Annotated in this window: 16 protein-coding genes; 1 reads left to right on the top strand and 15 read right to left on the bottom strand. The window is 31.3% G+C overall.

What is annotated here, in order from left to right; translation table 11 throughout:
* Positions 1–117 precede the first annotated feature (117 nt).
* The 4 genes from glmS to cdaA form a co-directional block, all read right to left on the bottom strand.
* Positions 118–1,947 (bottom strand): glutamine--fructose-6-phosphate transaminase (isomerizing), encoded by a 1,830-nt coding sequence (gene glmS, locus HSACCH_RS00605; RefSeq protein WP_005487060.1) that lies wholly within the window; start codon positions 1,945–1,947, stop codon positions 118–120.
* A 345-nt stretch (positions 1,948–2,292) separates the two neighbouring features.
* Positions 2,293–3,645, bottom strand: coding sequence for a phosphoglucosamine mutase (glmM, locus tag HSACCH_RS00600; RefSeq protein WP_005487058.1), 1,353 nt, complete (start codon positions 3,643–3,645; stop codon positions 2,293–2,295).
* Positions 3,646–3,675: 30 nt separating this feature from the next.
* On the bottom strand, positions 3,676–4,065 hold the full coding sequence (locus tag HSACCH_RS00595) for a YbbR-like domain-containing protein (RefSeq protein ID WP_005487056.1): 390 nt from the start codon (positions 4,063–4,065) through the stop codon (positions 3,676–3,678).
* A complete protein-coding gene (gene cdaA, locus HSACCH_RS00590; protein ID WP_040476901.1) occupies positions 4,066–4,851 on the bottom strand; it encodes a diadenylate cyclase CdaA in 786 nt (261 codons plus the stop codon).
* Positions 4,852–4,976: 125 nt separating this feature from the next.
* Here cdaA and HSACCH_RS00585 point away from each other — a divergent pair, with 125 nt between their 5' ends.
* Positions 4,977–5,702 (top strand): hypothetical protein, encoded by a 726-nt coding sequence (locus HSACCH_RS00585; RefSeq protein WP_005487053.1) that lies wholly within the window; start codon positions 4,977–4,979, stop codon positions 5,700–5,702.
* Positions 5,703–5,818: 116 nt separating this feature from the next.
* On the opposite strand, the gene HSACCH_RS13970 is transcribed toward HSACCH_RS00585, so the two are convergent.
* The 11 genes from HSACCH_RS13970 to rplQ form a co-directional block, all read right to left on the bottom strand.
* Entirely contained in the window at positions 5,819–5,980 is a 162-nt protein-coding gene (locus tag HSACCH_RS13970; protein ID WP_005487051.1) for a hypothetical protein, read from the bottom strand.
* 165 nt (positions 5,981–6,145) lie between these two features.
* Complete coding sequence (gene amrS, locus HSACCH_RS00580; protein WP_235043972.1) at positions 6,146–7,144, bottom strand: AmmeMemoRadiSam system radical SAM enzyme; 999 nt, start codon at positions 7,142–7,144, stop codon at positions 6,146–6,148.
* Positions 7,131–7,658, bottom strand: a complete 528-nt coding sequence (gene amrA, locus HSACCH_RS00575; RefSeq protein ID WP_005487048.1) for an AmmeMemoRadiSam system protein A — start codon at positions 7,656–7,658, stop codon at positions 7,131–7,133. Before amrA ends, amrS begins: the two co-directional genes overlap by 14 nt.
* A gap of 84 nt (positions 7,659–7,742) precedes the next feature.
* Entirely contained in the window at positions 7,743–8,570 is an 828-nt protein-coding gene (gene amrB / locus HSACCH_RS00570) for an AmmeMemoRadiSam system protein B (protein ID WP_005487047.1), read from the bottom strand.
* A 325-nt stretch (positions 8,571–8,895) separates the two neighbouring features.
* Positions 8,896–9,291 carry a 30S ribosomal protein S9 gene (gene rpsI / locus HSACCH_RS00565; RefSeq protein WP_005487046.1) on the bottom strand — a complete coding sequence of 132 codons (396 nt, stop codon included), beginning with the start codon at positions 9,289–9,291 and terminating at the stop codon, positions 8,896–8,898.
* A gap of 23 nt (positions 9,292–9,314) precedes the next feature.
* Positions 9,315–9,743: a 50S ribosomal protein L13 gene (rplM, locus tag HSACCH_RS00560; RefSeq protein WP_005487045.1), complete on the bottom strand. Its 429-nt coding sequence runs from the start codon at positions 9,741–9,743 to the stop codon at positions 9,315–9,317.
* 132 nt (positions 9,744–9,875) lie between these two features.
* Positions 9,876–10,622, bottom strand: coding sequence for a tRNA pseudouridine(38-40) synthase TruA (gene truA / locus HSACCH_RS00555; RefSeq protein ID WP_005487044.1), 747 nt, complete (start codon positions 10,620–10,622; stop codon positions 9,876–9,878).
* Between the two features lie 12 nt (positions 10,623–10,634).
* Complete coding sequence (locus HSACCH_RS00550) at positions 10,635–11,426, bottom strand: energy-coupling factor transporter transmembrane component T family protein (protein WP_005487043.1); 792 nt, start codon at positions 11,424–11,426, stop codon at positions 10,635–10,637.
* A gap of 1 nt (position 11,427) precedes the next feature.
* Positions 11,428–12,276, bottom strand: coding sequence for an energy-coupling factor transporter ATPase (locus HSACCH_RS00545; RefSeq protein ID WP_005487042.1), 849 nt, complete (start codon positions 12,274–12,276; stop codon positions 11,428–11,430).
* Positions 12,270–13,091, bottom strand: coding sequence for an energy-coupling factor transporter ATPase (locus HSACCH_RS00540; protein ID WP_005487041.1), 822 nt, complete (start codon positions 13,089–13,091; stop codon positions 12,270–12,272). The genes HSACCH_RS00545 and HSACCH_RS00540 overlap by 7 nt, the downstream gene beginning before the upstream one ends.
* A 20-nt stretch (positions 13,092–13,111) precedes the next feature.
* Positions 13,112–13,453, bottom strand: coding sequence for a 50S ribosomal protein L17 (rplQ, locus tag HSACCH_RS00535; protein ID WP_005487040.1), 342 nt, complete (start codon positions 13,451–13,453; stop codon positions 13,112–13,114).
* Positions 13,454–13,457 lie beyond the last annotated feature (4 nt).

Genomic DNA, 13,457 nt, shown 5'->3' with positions numbered 1-13,457 from the left:
TCCTGATTCTCTTTAATTTACTCTACTTTATAATTATATTAAAATTATTACTTAAATGCAAAAAAACCGAGCCCAATAAAAGGCTCGGCTAACTCTCATATTTCAAATTGTTAAGCTTTATTCTACTGTTACACTTTTAGCAAGATTTCTTGGTTGATCAATATCTTCACCACAATTTAAAGCAGTATAATATGCTAAAAGTTGTAAAGGAATAATTGCTAGTAGACCTGCAAAATCCTTATTTAAAACTGGTAGTTCTATTAAATAATCTACACTATCAGCTTCAAATTTTTGATTTTCTTCAGTAATTAAAAGAGTCTCAGCACCTCTAGCCTTAACTTCTTTTAAATTACTAAACAGTTTTGCAAAGATATCAGCTCTACTTCCAAGTGCAACTACTGGCACATTTTCTTCAACTAAAGCAAGTGTACCGTGTTTTAATTCTCCTGCTGGATAAGCTTCCGCATGAATATATGAAATTTCTTTTAATTTTAAGGCGCCTTCTAAAGCTAAGGTATAATCAGTATTACGACCAATAAAGAAAATATTTTCTTTTTGAGCATACTTATTGGCAATAATTTCAATTTGTTCTTTGCTCTGCTGACTCAGCTTTCGAATCATCTCTGGTAGTTTAATTAAATCAGAAGTATAATTAACAACAAGCTCTTCACTAATATCATCACGCTGTCTCATACCATCAATCAATAAAATGTAAAAAGCTGCTACCATATTGGTATAAGCTTTAGTTGAAGCAACAGCAATTTCAGGACCGGCTTTTAAATAAATTAGCATATCAGATTCCCTAGCTATACTGCTATCCCTAGAATTAGTTAGGGCGAGCACTGATGCTCCCTTGCTTCTAGCCAACCTTAAGGCAGCAAGTGTATCTGCTGTTTCTCCGGATTGACTGACAACAATCATTAGAGTCCTGTCATTAACAATTGGATTACGGTACCGATATTCACTTGCAACCTCCACTTCGACCGGAATTCTTAATTTATCTTCAAGTAAATATTTAGCTAGTGCTCCAGAATGATAAGCAGTACCACAGGCAACAATATGAATTTTATCGTAATTATCCAACCAATTTTCAGCCAGACCACTAGCAGTTAAGTCAATCTTCCCATCTTTTAAATTATCTTCCAATAATCTTTTTAATGACTCCGGCTGCTCATGAATTTCTTTTAACATAAAGTGATCATAGCCTTGTTTTTCAGCCATCTCTGCATCCCAGTTAATTTTTGTCTTGGTTTTATTAGCTATTAAATCACCATTGAATTTATAGATATCAACTTCATTTTTTCTAATATCAGCTATTTCTCCATCTTCCAAGATATAAAAATTATCTGTATGCTCAAGATATGCCGGAATATCGGAAGCTAAAAAATTCTCGTTTTCGCCAAGTCCAATAATTAAAGGGCTATCTTTGCGAACTGCAATAATTCTATCTTTTTCATTATGTGACATAACAGCTAACGCAAAAGATCCTTCTAAGCTTTTTACCGCTTTACTAACTGCAGTTTTTAAATCATCATCATAATACGTTGAAATTAAATGAGCGACAACTTCAGTATCAGTTTCAGATTTAAATCGATGGCCCTGTTCTATTAGTTCCTCTTTTAATTCTCTAAAGTTTTCAATAATACCATTATGCACTATTACAATTTCAGAAAAAGAATCAGTATGTGGATGTGAATTAATATCAGATGGTCTGCCGTGAGTCGCCCACCGAGTATGTCCAATTCCAGTTCCACCATAAAAAACTTCTGATTCTGCACTTGCCTTTAATTTATCTAATTTACCTTCTTTTTTAATAATTTTAACAGCTTCTTTTTCCTGAATTGCAATACCAGCTGAATCATAACCTCTGTATTCCAATTTTTTTAATCCAGAAAGAAGAATCGGTGCTGCTTTTTTTTCTCCAATATAACCAACAATTCCGCACATATATTTTCTTAACCTCCATTTTTATTTTATATTCAATTGTCAGCTGTAATTTATCCCCTTTGTTTCAGCAATTACCCACTGATTTTGAGAAATAAAATTAAGGCAAAACAGCTACTGCCTGAAGGCATCCGCCGAAAATTCGATAACCTTCTTCCTCGTCCACCTGATTAAATTACCCGCTGCAATCAGGTTCTGGCGCTTTTAACATCTAATCTTACAATCACCTCCTTAATTTTTAGGTGTTACGTCAAATATTAAATTTGTCTGATAATGAAAATTAAACAAACACAACTTTTATTTTATTATAAACTACTAATAATAGCAAATCATTAAGAATTTAGACTACTAGTTTAGCTCAGTTTTAATTACTTTAGTTAACTTTTCTTCCCATTTCTGTAGAAGTTTTTTATCCTTTCCTTCTAACATTACTCTAATTAATGGCTCTGTCCCTGAAGCTCGTACAAAAACTCTCCCATCTCCATCTATTTCAGACTTTGCTGCTTTAATTTCAGTTGAAACTTTATTATTTTTTTCCCAGCCATCTTTTTGAGTGACCTCTACATTAGCAAGGATTTGGGGCCAGTAACTCATAACTTTTTTTAATTCCGACAGTGGTTCGTTATCTTTTTTAATTATAGATGCAATTTTAGCTGCAGTTAAAATACCATCACCTGTTGTATTATATTCACTAAAAATAATATGTCCTGATTTTTCACCACCTAATTTATAATCATTTTTAAGCATTTCTGCTAAAACATAGCGATCCCCATTTTTGGTGATAACTAATTCGGCACCAACTTCTGCTAAACTTTCTTTTAAACCAAGATTACTGTATTTTGTAGTCACAACTGTTTTATTTTTTAAGTTATTTTCTTTAATCATAGCTCTAGCAGCAACAGCCATTATGTTGTCACCCTCGACGATTTCACCTTTTTCATCAATTAAAATGACTCTATCAGCATCTCCATCATGAGCAATGCCTAAATCTGCTCCAACTTCAATAACTTTTTCTGCAGCCAACTCTGGCGCTGTTGAACCACAATTAACATTTATTTCTTCACCATTAGGATGATCATTAATCACAATAATTTCAGCCCCTAAAGCTTCAAATACATAAGGTGAAGCCTGATAGGCAGCTCCATTTGCACAATCAATAACTACTTTCAAACCTTTTAAATTTTGTTCAAAACTATCTATAATAAAATTAATGTACTCATCTATCCAGTCATATTTTTCATCTACTAATCCAATTTCATTATCAATCGGATAAGGCAGTTCTTCAGAATGGTTATTAAAAATTAAATCCTCTATTTCTAATTCATCTTGATCACTTAACTTAATACCATTTTGATCAAAAAATTTAATTCCATTATCAGCAGTTGGATTATGGGATGCAGAAATCATAATTCCTCCCACTACATTTTTTGTTCTACTTAAATAACATACACCTGGGGTTGGAATAATTCCCAATCTATAAACATCTATCCCGACTGAGGTCAATCCAGCCATTAAAGCAGCCTCAAGCATATCTCCAGAGAGCCTGGTGTCTTTACCAATTATTACAATTGGTCTTTGCTGTCCAGAATTTCTACTTAAAAAATAACCTCCAATTCTTCCTAATTTAAAAGCTAACTCACCTTTTAATTCATGGTTAGCTACACCTCTTACTCCATCAGTTCCAAATAACTTCTTTTTCAAATTATCCACCTCGGTTTATTTATACTTAACTTAATTTTCTTTCTTAGTTACATTTACTAATAAATAACCTGGGTCAACTCCCATCAATCTAGCAGAACTTGGAAGTTCAACCTCAATTATTTTCATATTATCACCTGGATCAACATTACGCAAATCAACATAAGCTTTAATTTCTTCTCTGTCGACTCGAGAAAAATAAGATACATAATCAATTCTTACTACTGCTCGATCCACAGACATTGATTCCAACTGATAATTGTCTGGTAAATTTCTCGCTTCTATATCCATCAAAAATGTAGCTGCTTGATCTTCACCATAATTTAATACATTTGCAGTTTGATTACTTGCATAACCCCAGAGCAACACAGCAATGAAAAAAGCTAAAAGCAATTTTTTTTGATTTTCACTTAGAGAAAACATTTACAGATGCCTCCTCATAAAAGATTTTTCTTTTGATTTTTCAAAACTATGAGACAGTTTTTCTCGCAGCTCAGCTTTATCAAGATGACGACTCAATTGACCATCCTCAGCAACAGAAATAACTCCTGTTTCTTCAGATACAACCAAAGCAAGTGCGTCAGATTCTTCAGTGATTCCAATTGCTGCTCTATGTCTTGTTCCTAGACGAGGATTTATATCAGAACGAGTTGAAAGATTTAAAAAACAGCTGGCCGCTTTAATTTTGCCATTTTCAATAATTAAGGCTCCATCATGCAGCGGTGATTCATGCTGAAAAATACTATATAATAATTGTTTACTGATTTCTGCATTAAGTTCTATACCTGTCTCTATATAATTTTTTAAGCCAACTTTTCTTGAAATAACAATTAGAGCACCTATCTGCTGCTCAGACATTTCTGACATAGAAAGTACAATCTCGTTAATTTCTTTTGGTCCCCAATTCTGCCAGAATTGGTCTTTAAGAAAACCACCTCTACCAATTTGTTCTAAAGCTCTTCTTAATTCTGGTTGAAAAACAATTGGTAAAGCAACCATAATGATAGTTAAAAAACTATCTAAAAACCAGTTAACAGTATTTAATTCTAAAAGTTGAGCAAATAATCCAACTACAAAGATTAAGCCCAAACCTTTAATTAATTGAACTGCCCTAGTTCCTGAAATAATATTCAATAAATAATAAATAATAAATGCAATTATAAATATATCTAATAAACTTGTTAAAAGCTTCCAAGACAATTTTATCACCTCTTATTTAAATATTCGGCAAAAGACTAGCCAAAACCTGCTTATTTTTATTAATCTATTCAAAAAAATTAAATTTTAAAGGATTCCTCCATTTTTAATAGAAATATTAGAGAGGAGGTGATAATTTGAAAAACAATATTTTCTCTGACCAACGTCTAAATTATAAAGATTTTTTAATAATTATTGTAAGCTGGTACTTTATAACTTTAAGTAGTTATTATATTAGTGAAAAAGATTTTGCTTCATTATTATATATAAATGAAATTTTAAGTTTCGCAATTAATGTGCTTTCACATTTTGTTTTTTTAATTATTATCTATATTTATTTTAATCTACTTTATGATTTTAGCTTTTCAGATTTAGGTTTTAAATTTCAATTTGAGAAGATAAATTTTAAAGCTTTATTAACAATATCTACTATTTTAACTGCTGGGGTTCTCTTAATTAATCTCAATTTAAACTTAGGTTTTAACAGTAGTTTTTTTCCCATTAAATTAGGGGAGAATTTTTTCCAGGTAATTTATAGTGATCTACCACTGCTTGTAATTACTTTTATCGTGCTACTTTTTACAGCAGGTGTTGAACAATTTTTATTCAATAAAGTTATTTTTTCACTATTTGATCTATATTTACCTTCTTTTTTAGCTGTAATTTTTAGTGCTTTATTTGCTTCTCTTTTGTTTTTAGAATTCAATCCAGCCTTTATTTTAATTATCTTTATATCTGTAATTATCAGTAACTATCTTTATATAATTAGTGATCATAATTTGTTTACTCCAATAATTTTTTATAGTTATTTTCTTACTTTATACATAGCTTTTATTTATGGTTTCAAATATATCTATATTTAAATTACCTTTATTTATCAAAAATCTGCAAAATAAAACTCCAATTAAATATTTTAGGTGGAGAGGTTCACCCTAAATAAAAAGGCCGGCCTCAGGCCGACCTTTTATTTATTATTTAATTATTCCCACAATTTGAAAATTTTATTTGTCTGCTCTAGCTTTGCTGCAATTTTTTCATCATTATGATTATGATATAAATCTCCACTACACTTCTCACAATAGAGCGCACCAGACCAATTCTGACTTCCACAAGCATTACATTTTACATTTTTGTTTCTCATTATTAAGCCCTCCTTATTAGTCTTATAATTATTATACGAGCTTAAATAGAGTATAGCAGTACTAATATTAACTGTCAAGCTGCACTTTAAAATAATAAAATTTAAAATTATTTGATAAATTTTGTGTTGTTAAAAAACAAATAATGATTTTTTGCTTTTGTATTTTTAAAAAAATTCTCCATAAATTTTTTCTCCGCAGTTAGGACATCTATTACCATCCAGTTTATTCTTAACATTATAACTTTTTCTCATAATTAATTTTTCTCCGCAATTACTGCAAAAAGTATCTGCTGTATTTTCAATTATTGCATTTCCTAAATAAACATTATTTAAATATTTTTCTGCTTCATGATAAGCTTTTTTCATAAATTCTAAATCTGTTGCTTGATTATCGAGTTTATAAGCTGGTTGATATCTGCTTAAATGAAGTGGGATTTCACTACTAACACTAGCAAGCCATTTAAATAGATCCTTTAGCTCAGATAAGTCATCATTTAAATCAGTCACAATTAGAGTTGTAACTTCCAGATGTATTTCTTTAGCCAGAATTTTTATGGTTTTTTTTACATTTTCTAGACCTCCATTACAATAATTATTATAAAAATCATTGTTAAATGCTTTTAAATCAATATTAGCTGCATCTAAAAACGGAATCAGCTTTTTTAAAGGTTTTTCATTAATAAAACCATTACTAACCATAATATTCTTTAAATCTTTTTGAGCTGCAGCCTTTGCTATTTCAAGCATATACTCATAAAATACTGTTGGCTCAGAATAAGTGTAAGCAATTAAATTAATATTCTTATTTAAAGCGGTCTGTACAATCTCTGCTGGATTAAATTCTCTCAATTGAGGTTTTTGCTGACTAATCTGCCAGTTTTGACAAAAATTACAACTCATATTACAACCCCAACTACCAAGAGAAAGCACCTTTGCCTGAGGATAAAAATGATAAAGGGGTTTTTTTTCAATCGGATCAACCCCTAAAGAAGACACTTTACCATAATTTAAAGTATATAATTTACCATCAATATTTTTTCTAACTTTACAGATTCCTGTTTTATTATTATAAATTTTACAATTATGAGGACATAAATCACATTCTATTAACTCATTTTCTGCTAAATGATAAAATTTGGCTAGATGTTGATCAGTCATTTTCATTAAACCTACTTACTGTAAAGCGATAAATTTCTACCTCAGCATCTTCTTTTAACCCAGCCTTCCTTTTGGCAATGTTCAGCTGCTTTTCAGCTGTTTCAATACCTTCTAAATCTGGGAGTAATAATCCAGTTTGATGTCCGCCTTTCACTAGAATACCATATTTTTCAGGATTAAGTTCTGTTTTATTCCTTACTTGTTCTGGCTCAGATAATATGTCAACTGAAATTTTAATATCATTAATTTCCTCTTTGTTTACTTCTGGAAATCTGGGATCATTTTCAGCAGCAGTCATTGCATTATTTACTATTTCATAAGCAGCATTTTTCTGTACAGGCCTAAAAGTTCCCATACAGCCCCTTAATTTATTATTTTTTTTCAAGGTTACAAATACACCAGCTTTTTCCTTTAGTATTTCCGGGAGTTCCTCTTCATTAATTTCTGCTTCTTTACCGCTAATAATATATTCTGTAACTGCTTTTCTTGCCAAATCAGTAATAAATTTTTCTTCTTTCATTGTGATCACTCCATTTGTGTTATTCTAAAATTTAGAAACTAATAAATTCAAATTATTTGTAATCCACTTTGTTTTTTATAAAATTTATTTTCTGCTAATAAAAATAGTACCATAGCCGACTCCAAAAGGCCCCTCATACGAATTAACTTTAGTTTCCACATCTAACTCCGCAATAGTCCCCAGCATAGTTACAATTGGCCTTAAACCGCATTCTCCAGCTTTTTCAACCAAATCAGGATCAAAGTTAAGGATAGATTGAAAATCATTATCTCGAAAATACTGAATTAACTTTTCATCAAAAAGATGCGCATCAGGATTGAAACCTGCAGGTGCTCCTTTTTTTAAGCGATGTGATAAATCACCACTTGCAATAACAGCAATCTTATAATTAAGTTCTTTTGCTGTTCTTACAATTTCTTGACCAATTTTATATAGCTCTTGATAATCTATAAAACCTATAGAAATCGGTAAAATTGGTAATTTAACATTAGCTTTTTGTAAATAATGTAGTGGAACCATAATTCCATGATCAAGTTCTTGCTCAATACCATAGTTATTCAAATCATTATCCCTTAATGGCTGTAAAGATAATTTTTTATCTTTAGTTTTTGAGACTAATTTTTCAGCAAAATCAATGTCAGATTTTTCACTAAATTTAAGTTTTGGATAACCAAAATCACTAAAATTTCCTTTGAGTTCTTCTTTGATAATTACAGAAGCCGTAGAACGAAAAACTGGTCCGTGTGGTGTTATAATAACAATTAAATCAATTTCATCTTTAAATTCAGCAATTTCTTCAGCAGTCTTTTTAAATCCCTGAACAGTTTTTTCTGCCTTCTTTAATTTTGGGCCACCAATCTCTTCAATAACAATTGGTGGATGAGGCAGTAAAGCAGCACATTTAACTCCCATAAATTTCACCTCCAGCTTAAGTTAAAAACAAAATCAATATAAATCGCTTAAATAATTCAGTTTATAAAATAAATAATTCTAAACTAAATCCTCTGTCATTTATATTATACAACAAATTAACTGATAAAAAAACACCTCTAAACCTACTTTTTGCTGATACATTTTATTAATTATAGCTTGGTGAATAAAAGAACTTAGTTATTGTAATAATTTTTTCTGGATAGATATTTTAGTGTTATCTTTAAAATAATTAACTAATACTAAGATTATAAAAAAAGAAAAAAGCAGAGCCTGAGCTCTGCCTGTAATAATTTCAAAAATAATATTATCTTTTTGAGAACTGTGGACTTTTTCTCGCTTTTTTGCGGCCGTATTTTTTTCTTTCAACCATACGGGAGTCTCTGGTTAAGTAACCAGCTTTCTTAAGTGGTCCACGGTAATCTTTGTCAACTTCAAGTAATGCTCTAGCAATTCCATGACGAACTGCTCCAGCTTGACCTGAAAGTCCACCACCATTAACATTTACCAGTACATCAAAAGTTCCATCAGTATTAGTTAATTCTAAAGGTGACATAATATCTTTAATTAAAGATTTTCTATTAAAATAATTATCGATTTCAACATCATTTACTAAAAATTTTCCATCTCCAGGCAGCAGGCGAACACGAGCTGTAGAAGTTTTTCTACGACCTGTACCTCTATATTGTACTTCAGAAGCCATCTATTAAATTCCTCCTCTCAAAATTAAAGTTCTAATTTTTCTGGTTGTTGAGCCTGATGTGGATGATTAGGTCCACTATATACTTTTAATTTTTTAAACATTTTTCTACCTAATTTATTATGTGGTAACATACCCTTAACAGCTTTTTCAATAATAAATTCAGGGTTTTTATCACGTAGTTCCTTATAAGTGATTTCGTTAATTCCACCTGGATAATTGGTATGACTGTAGTGTTTCTTGTCATCCCACTTTTTACCTGTTAATTTTACTTTTTCAGCATTTACTACTACTACATAATCTCCCATATCTACATGAGGAGTAAAAGTAGGCTTATGCTTTCCTCTAATATACTGAGCAATTTCAGATGCAAGTCTTCCTAAAGTTTTATCTGCAGCATCAACTACATACCAGTTGCATTCTACATTTTCATTTTTGGCCATATATGTTGACATAACTATACCTCCTTAGTTAAATACTCTCTATAATTACATGAATTAATTCTCAACGGGGCTTGTTGTTGAACAGAATAATTCATAGTAATTTTAATACAATCTTCTGCTTTTGTCAAGTTAAACGAAAATAAATTAATCATAAAATACTTCCATTAAAGTTAAACCCTGAGCCGGAGCAGTAAAACCAGCATTGTTTCGATCACAACTCTGCAAAATATTTTTTAATTCAGGCAGAGCTCTCTTTTTAAGACCGGTTTCAATTAGTGTACCGGCTAAAATTCTTATCATATTATATAAAAAACCATTTCCAATAACATCGATCCAAATCTCACCATTATCTACTGCATAAAGTTCTAAAGAATAAATATTTCTTACAGTCGATTCAACAGAAGAACCAGCAGCACATAGTGCAGCAAAATCATGAGAACCTTCAAAAATCTTGGCAGCTCTCTGCATTAGCTTTAAATCAAGTTTTTTATGAACATTATATACAAAATTGCGGACAAAAACTGAATTAAAATTACTGTTCAAAATTCTATATCTATATTTTTTGCCCCGTGCATTGTAACGAGAATGAAAATCAGCATTCACTTTTTCAGCTTTTTTACAAATAATATCATCAGGTAGCTCACTATTTAAAGCAAGTGGGACTTTGTTTGCAGGTATATCAACATCTAAAAAGAAATTTGCTGTCTGACCAGCCGCATGAACCCCAGCATCTGTTCTTCCTGCACCTGTAACCATTACTTTGTCTTTATTTATGACTTCTAAAGCTTTTTCAAGTTTTTGCTGTATTGTCTCGCTAGTATTTTTTTGGATCTGCCAGCCGCTATAATTACTACCATCATATTCAACTATAATTTTGTAATTTTGTCTCATCTTAAATATCACCTAGTAAAATGACACAGCAACTGCAAGTATAACTATCAATACTAAAGCAACAAAGTCATAATATTTAAATTCTAGCTCATGAAGCCTTGTTCGATCCTCTCCACCTCGATAACATCTAGATTCCATAGCTAAAGCAAGGTCATCTGCTCTTCTAAAAGCACTTATAAACAGAGGAACCAGTAAAGGAATTAGACTTTTAGCTCTCTGAATTAAATTACCGGATTCAAAATCAGCACCTCTAGCTTGTTGAGCTTTCATAATTTTATCAGCTTCTTCTAATAAAGTAGGTATAAAACGCAAGGCGATTGTCATCATCATCGATAACTCACTTGCTGGTACACCAAACTTTTTCAAAGGTGATAAAATATATTCGATACCATCTGTTAACTGCAGCGGAGAAGTAGTTAAAGTTAAAAGAGAAGTAAATAAAATTAAAATAAAAATTCTACTCACCATAAAAAAACCGGTATATACTCCTTCAGATTCTATAGAAATAAACTTCCAGGACCATAATACACGGCCACCATTAGTTAAAAATATATGAATAAACAAAGTAAACAAAACTAAAATTAGTATTGGTTTTAAACCTCTTAAAACTTTTTTAACTGAGATTTTGGATAATAATACAACTATTAAAACAAATGCAGCAAAAAATCCAAATCCCATAAAAGTATCAATAGTAAATAAAGCAATTATTAAAAGTGTAGTTATTATAATTTTAATCCTAGCATCTAGAGCATGAATAATAGAATCGCGAGCTATATATTGACCAATTGTTATATCTTTTAGCATATTAATTGCTCCTCAATGCTTTGATAATTTCTGTTGATGCTTCAGATATGGAAAATAAATTTTTATTTACTTTCAAACCTTTTTCATCTAGTCGATGTAAAATTTCAGTGATTTGAGGTAAATCCAATGATAGTTTATGCAACTTCTGCTCCTTTGAAAAAACTTCTATAGGATTATCATCAATTACAATTTCTCCCTGATGCATCACAATAACTCTACTTGATAATTCAGCAATCTCTTCCATGCGGTGTGAGATTAAAATAATTGTCATATTCAATTCTTGATAAAGATATTGCAAAAGTTCTGCCAGCTGCTTTCTTCCCTGTGGGTCAAGCCCAGCACTTGGTTCATCAAGTACTAAAACATCGGGTTTTAAAGCTAAAACTCCCGCAATAGCAACTTTTCTCTGTTGACCTCCACTTAAATTAAAGGGCGAACGATCTTTAAATTGATTATAATCAAGTCCAACTAATCCCATAACCTCTTTTACTCTATCTTCAATCTCATCTTTTTTTAGACCAATATTTTTTGGACCAAAGGCAATATCCTGATAAACACTTTCTTCAAATAATTGATGTTCCGGATATTGAAAGACTAAACCAACATGGCGTCTGGTTTCTTTTAAGTTACTTTTTTGATTAGTAATATTTTTCCCATTGACCTTTACAGTCCCTGAACTGGGAATAATTAAACCATTGAAAAGCTGAACCAAAGTAGATTTTCCAGAACCGGTATGTCCTACAATTCCAATAAATTCGCCTTTGCTAATCTCTAAATTAATATTTTTTAATGCTTTAACATTATTTTCATCCTGATAGATATGGCTTACATTTTCTAATTCAATTAACATAACGCTTCCACCAACTCATCTATGCTCAAAATATCAGGAATATTAATCTTTTCCTGACGCAGATATTCAGCAACTTCAACTGCAACAGGTATATCTAAGTTTATATCCTTTAACTGATCAACTAATCTAAAAATGGTTTTGGGACTCCCTTTATGAATGATTTCACCTTGGTTCATAACAATAACTTTATCTGCATCTACAGCTTCTTCCATGAAATGAGTTATATGGACAATAGTAATTCCCTTTTCTTTATTTAAGTACTGTACTGTTTCCATAACCTCTTTTCTTCCTTGTGGATCAAGCATTGCAGTTGGCTCATCTAAAACTATGCAGTCTGGCTCCATGGCAATAACCCCGGCAATAGCAACTCTCTGTTTTTGACCACCAGATAGTTTATGTGGTGCAAACTTTTGAAAACCAGACATTCCAACCATTTCTAATGACCGATCAACTCTTTTACGAATTTCCGGACTGGGAATGCCAAGATTTTCTGGTCCAAATGCTACATCATCCTCTACCATAGAAGCAACTAGTTGATTGTCTGGATTTTGAAAAACCATACCAACCTTCTGTCTAATCTTCCAAGTGTTATCAGGATTATTAGTATTTAAACCATCCACAAAGATTTCTCCTGTGGAAGGAGTTAAGAGTACATTTAATAATTTTGCCAGGGTAGATTTACCTGAACCATTTGAACCAATTATAACAGCAAAATCACCGGCTTCTATCTGCAGATCAATATTTTGCAGAGCCGGTCTAGCACTGTTGTCATTTTTATAAAGAAAATCTACCCCATTAATTTCTATCAGGCTCATATTAACACCTACATTCAGTATTATTCTACTAGTTCAATAATCGCTTGCTTTGCTGCATCTCCTCTACGGGGATACATTTTCAAAATTCTTGTATAACCACCAGGTCTTTCTGAATACTGAGGTGCAATTTCATCAAATAACTTAGTAACTACTTCTTTATCTTTGATTTTGCTCATTACTTTACGTCTTGAAGCTAAATCATTAGTCTTCGCAGTAGTAATAAGTTTCTCAGCATAAGATCTTAATTCCTTAGCCTTAGGTAGTGTAGTTTCGATTCTTCCCTCGCGAAATAATGATGTTGCCATATTTCTAAACATAGCTTGACGGTGAGAAGATCTTTTCTGTAATTTACGCTTAGCCACCTAA

Origin of the sequence: Halanaerobium saccharolyticum subsp. saccharolyticum DSM 6643 (assembly GCF_000350165.1) — a bacterium.
GTDB classification, from domain to species: domain Bacteria; phylum Bacillota; class Halanaerobiia; order Halanaerobiales; family Halanaerobiaceae; genus Halanaerobium; species Halanaerobium saccharolyticum.
This window is presented reverse-complemented; position numbering and strand designations above follow the sequence as displayed.

Excerpts from the sequence above, each read along its gene's own strand:
- glmS (WP_005487060.1), bottom strand. The coding sequence starts at position 1,947 with ATGTGCGGAATTGTTGGTTATATTGGAGAAAAAAAAGCAGCACCGATT.
- HSACCH_RS00595 (WP_005487056.1), bottom strand. The coding sequence starts at position 4,065 with ATGTTTTCTCTAAGTGAAAATCAAAAAAAATTGCTTTTAGCTTTTTTC.
- HSACCH_RS13970 (WP_005487051.1), bottom strand. The coding sequence starts at position 5,980 with ATGAGAAACAAAAATGTAAAATGTAATGCTTGTGGAAGTCAGAATTGG.
- amrS (WP_235043972.1), bottom strand. The coding sequence starts at position 7,144 with ATGAAAATGACTGATCAACATCTAGCCAAATTTTATCATTTAGCAGAA.
- amrA (WP_005487048.1), bottom strand. The coding sequence starts at position 7,658 with ATGAAAGAAGAAAAATTTATTACTGATTTGGCAAGAAAAGCAGTTACA.
- amrB (WP_005487047.1), bottom strand. The coding sequence starts at position 8,570 with ATGGGAGTTAAATGTGCTGCTTTACTGCCTCATCCACCAATTGTTATT.
- rpsI (WP_005487046.1), bottom strand. The coding sequence starts at position 9,291 with ATGGCTTCTGAAGTACAATATAGAGGTACAGGTCGTAGAAAAACTTCT.
- rplM (WP_005487045.1), bottom strand. The coding sequence starts at position 9,743 with ATGTCAACATATATGGCCAAAAATGAAAATGTAGAATGCAACTGGTAT.
- truA (WP_005487044.1), bottom strand. The coding sequence starts at position 10,622 with ATGAGACAAAATTACAAAATTATAGTTGAATATGATGGTAGTAATTAT.
- HSACCH_RS00550 (WP_005487043.1), bottom strand. The coding sequence starts at position 11,426 with ATGCTAAAAGATATAACAATTGGTCAATATATAGCTCGCGATTCTATT.
- HSACCH_RS00545 (WP_005487042.1), bottom strand. The coding sequence starts at position 12,276 with ATGTTAATTGAATTAGAAAATGTAAGCCATATCTATCAGGATGAAAAT.
- HSACCH_RS00540 (WP_005487041.1), bottom strand. The coding sequence starts at position 13,091 with ATGAGCCTGATAGAAATTAATGGGGTAGATTTTCTTTATAAAAATGAC.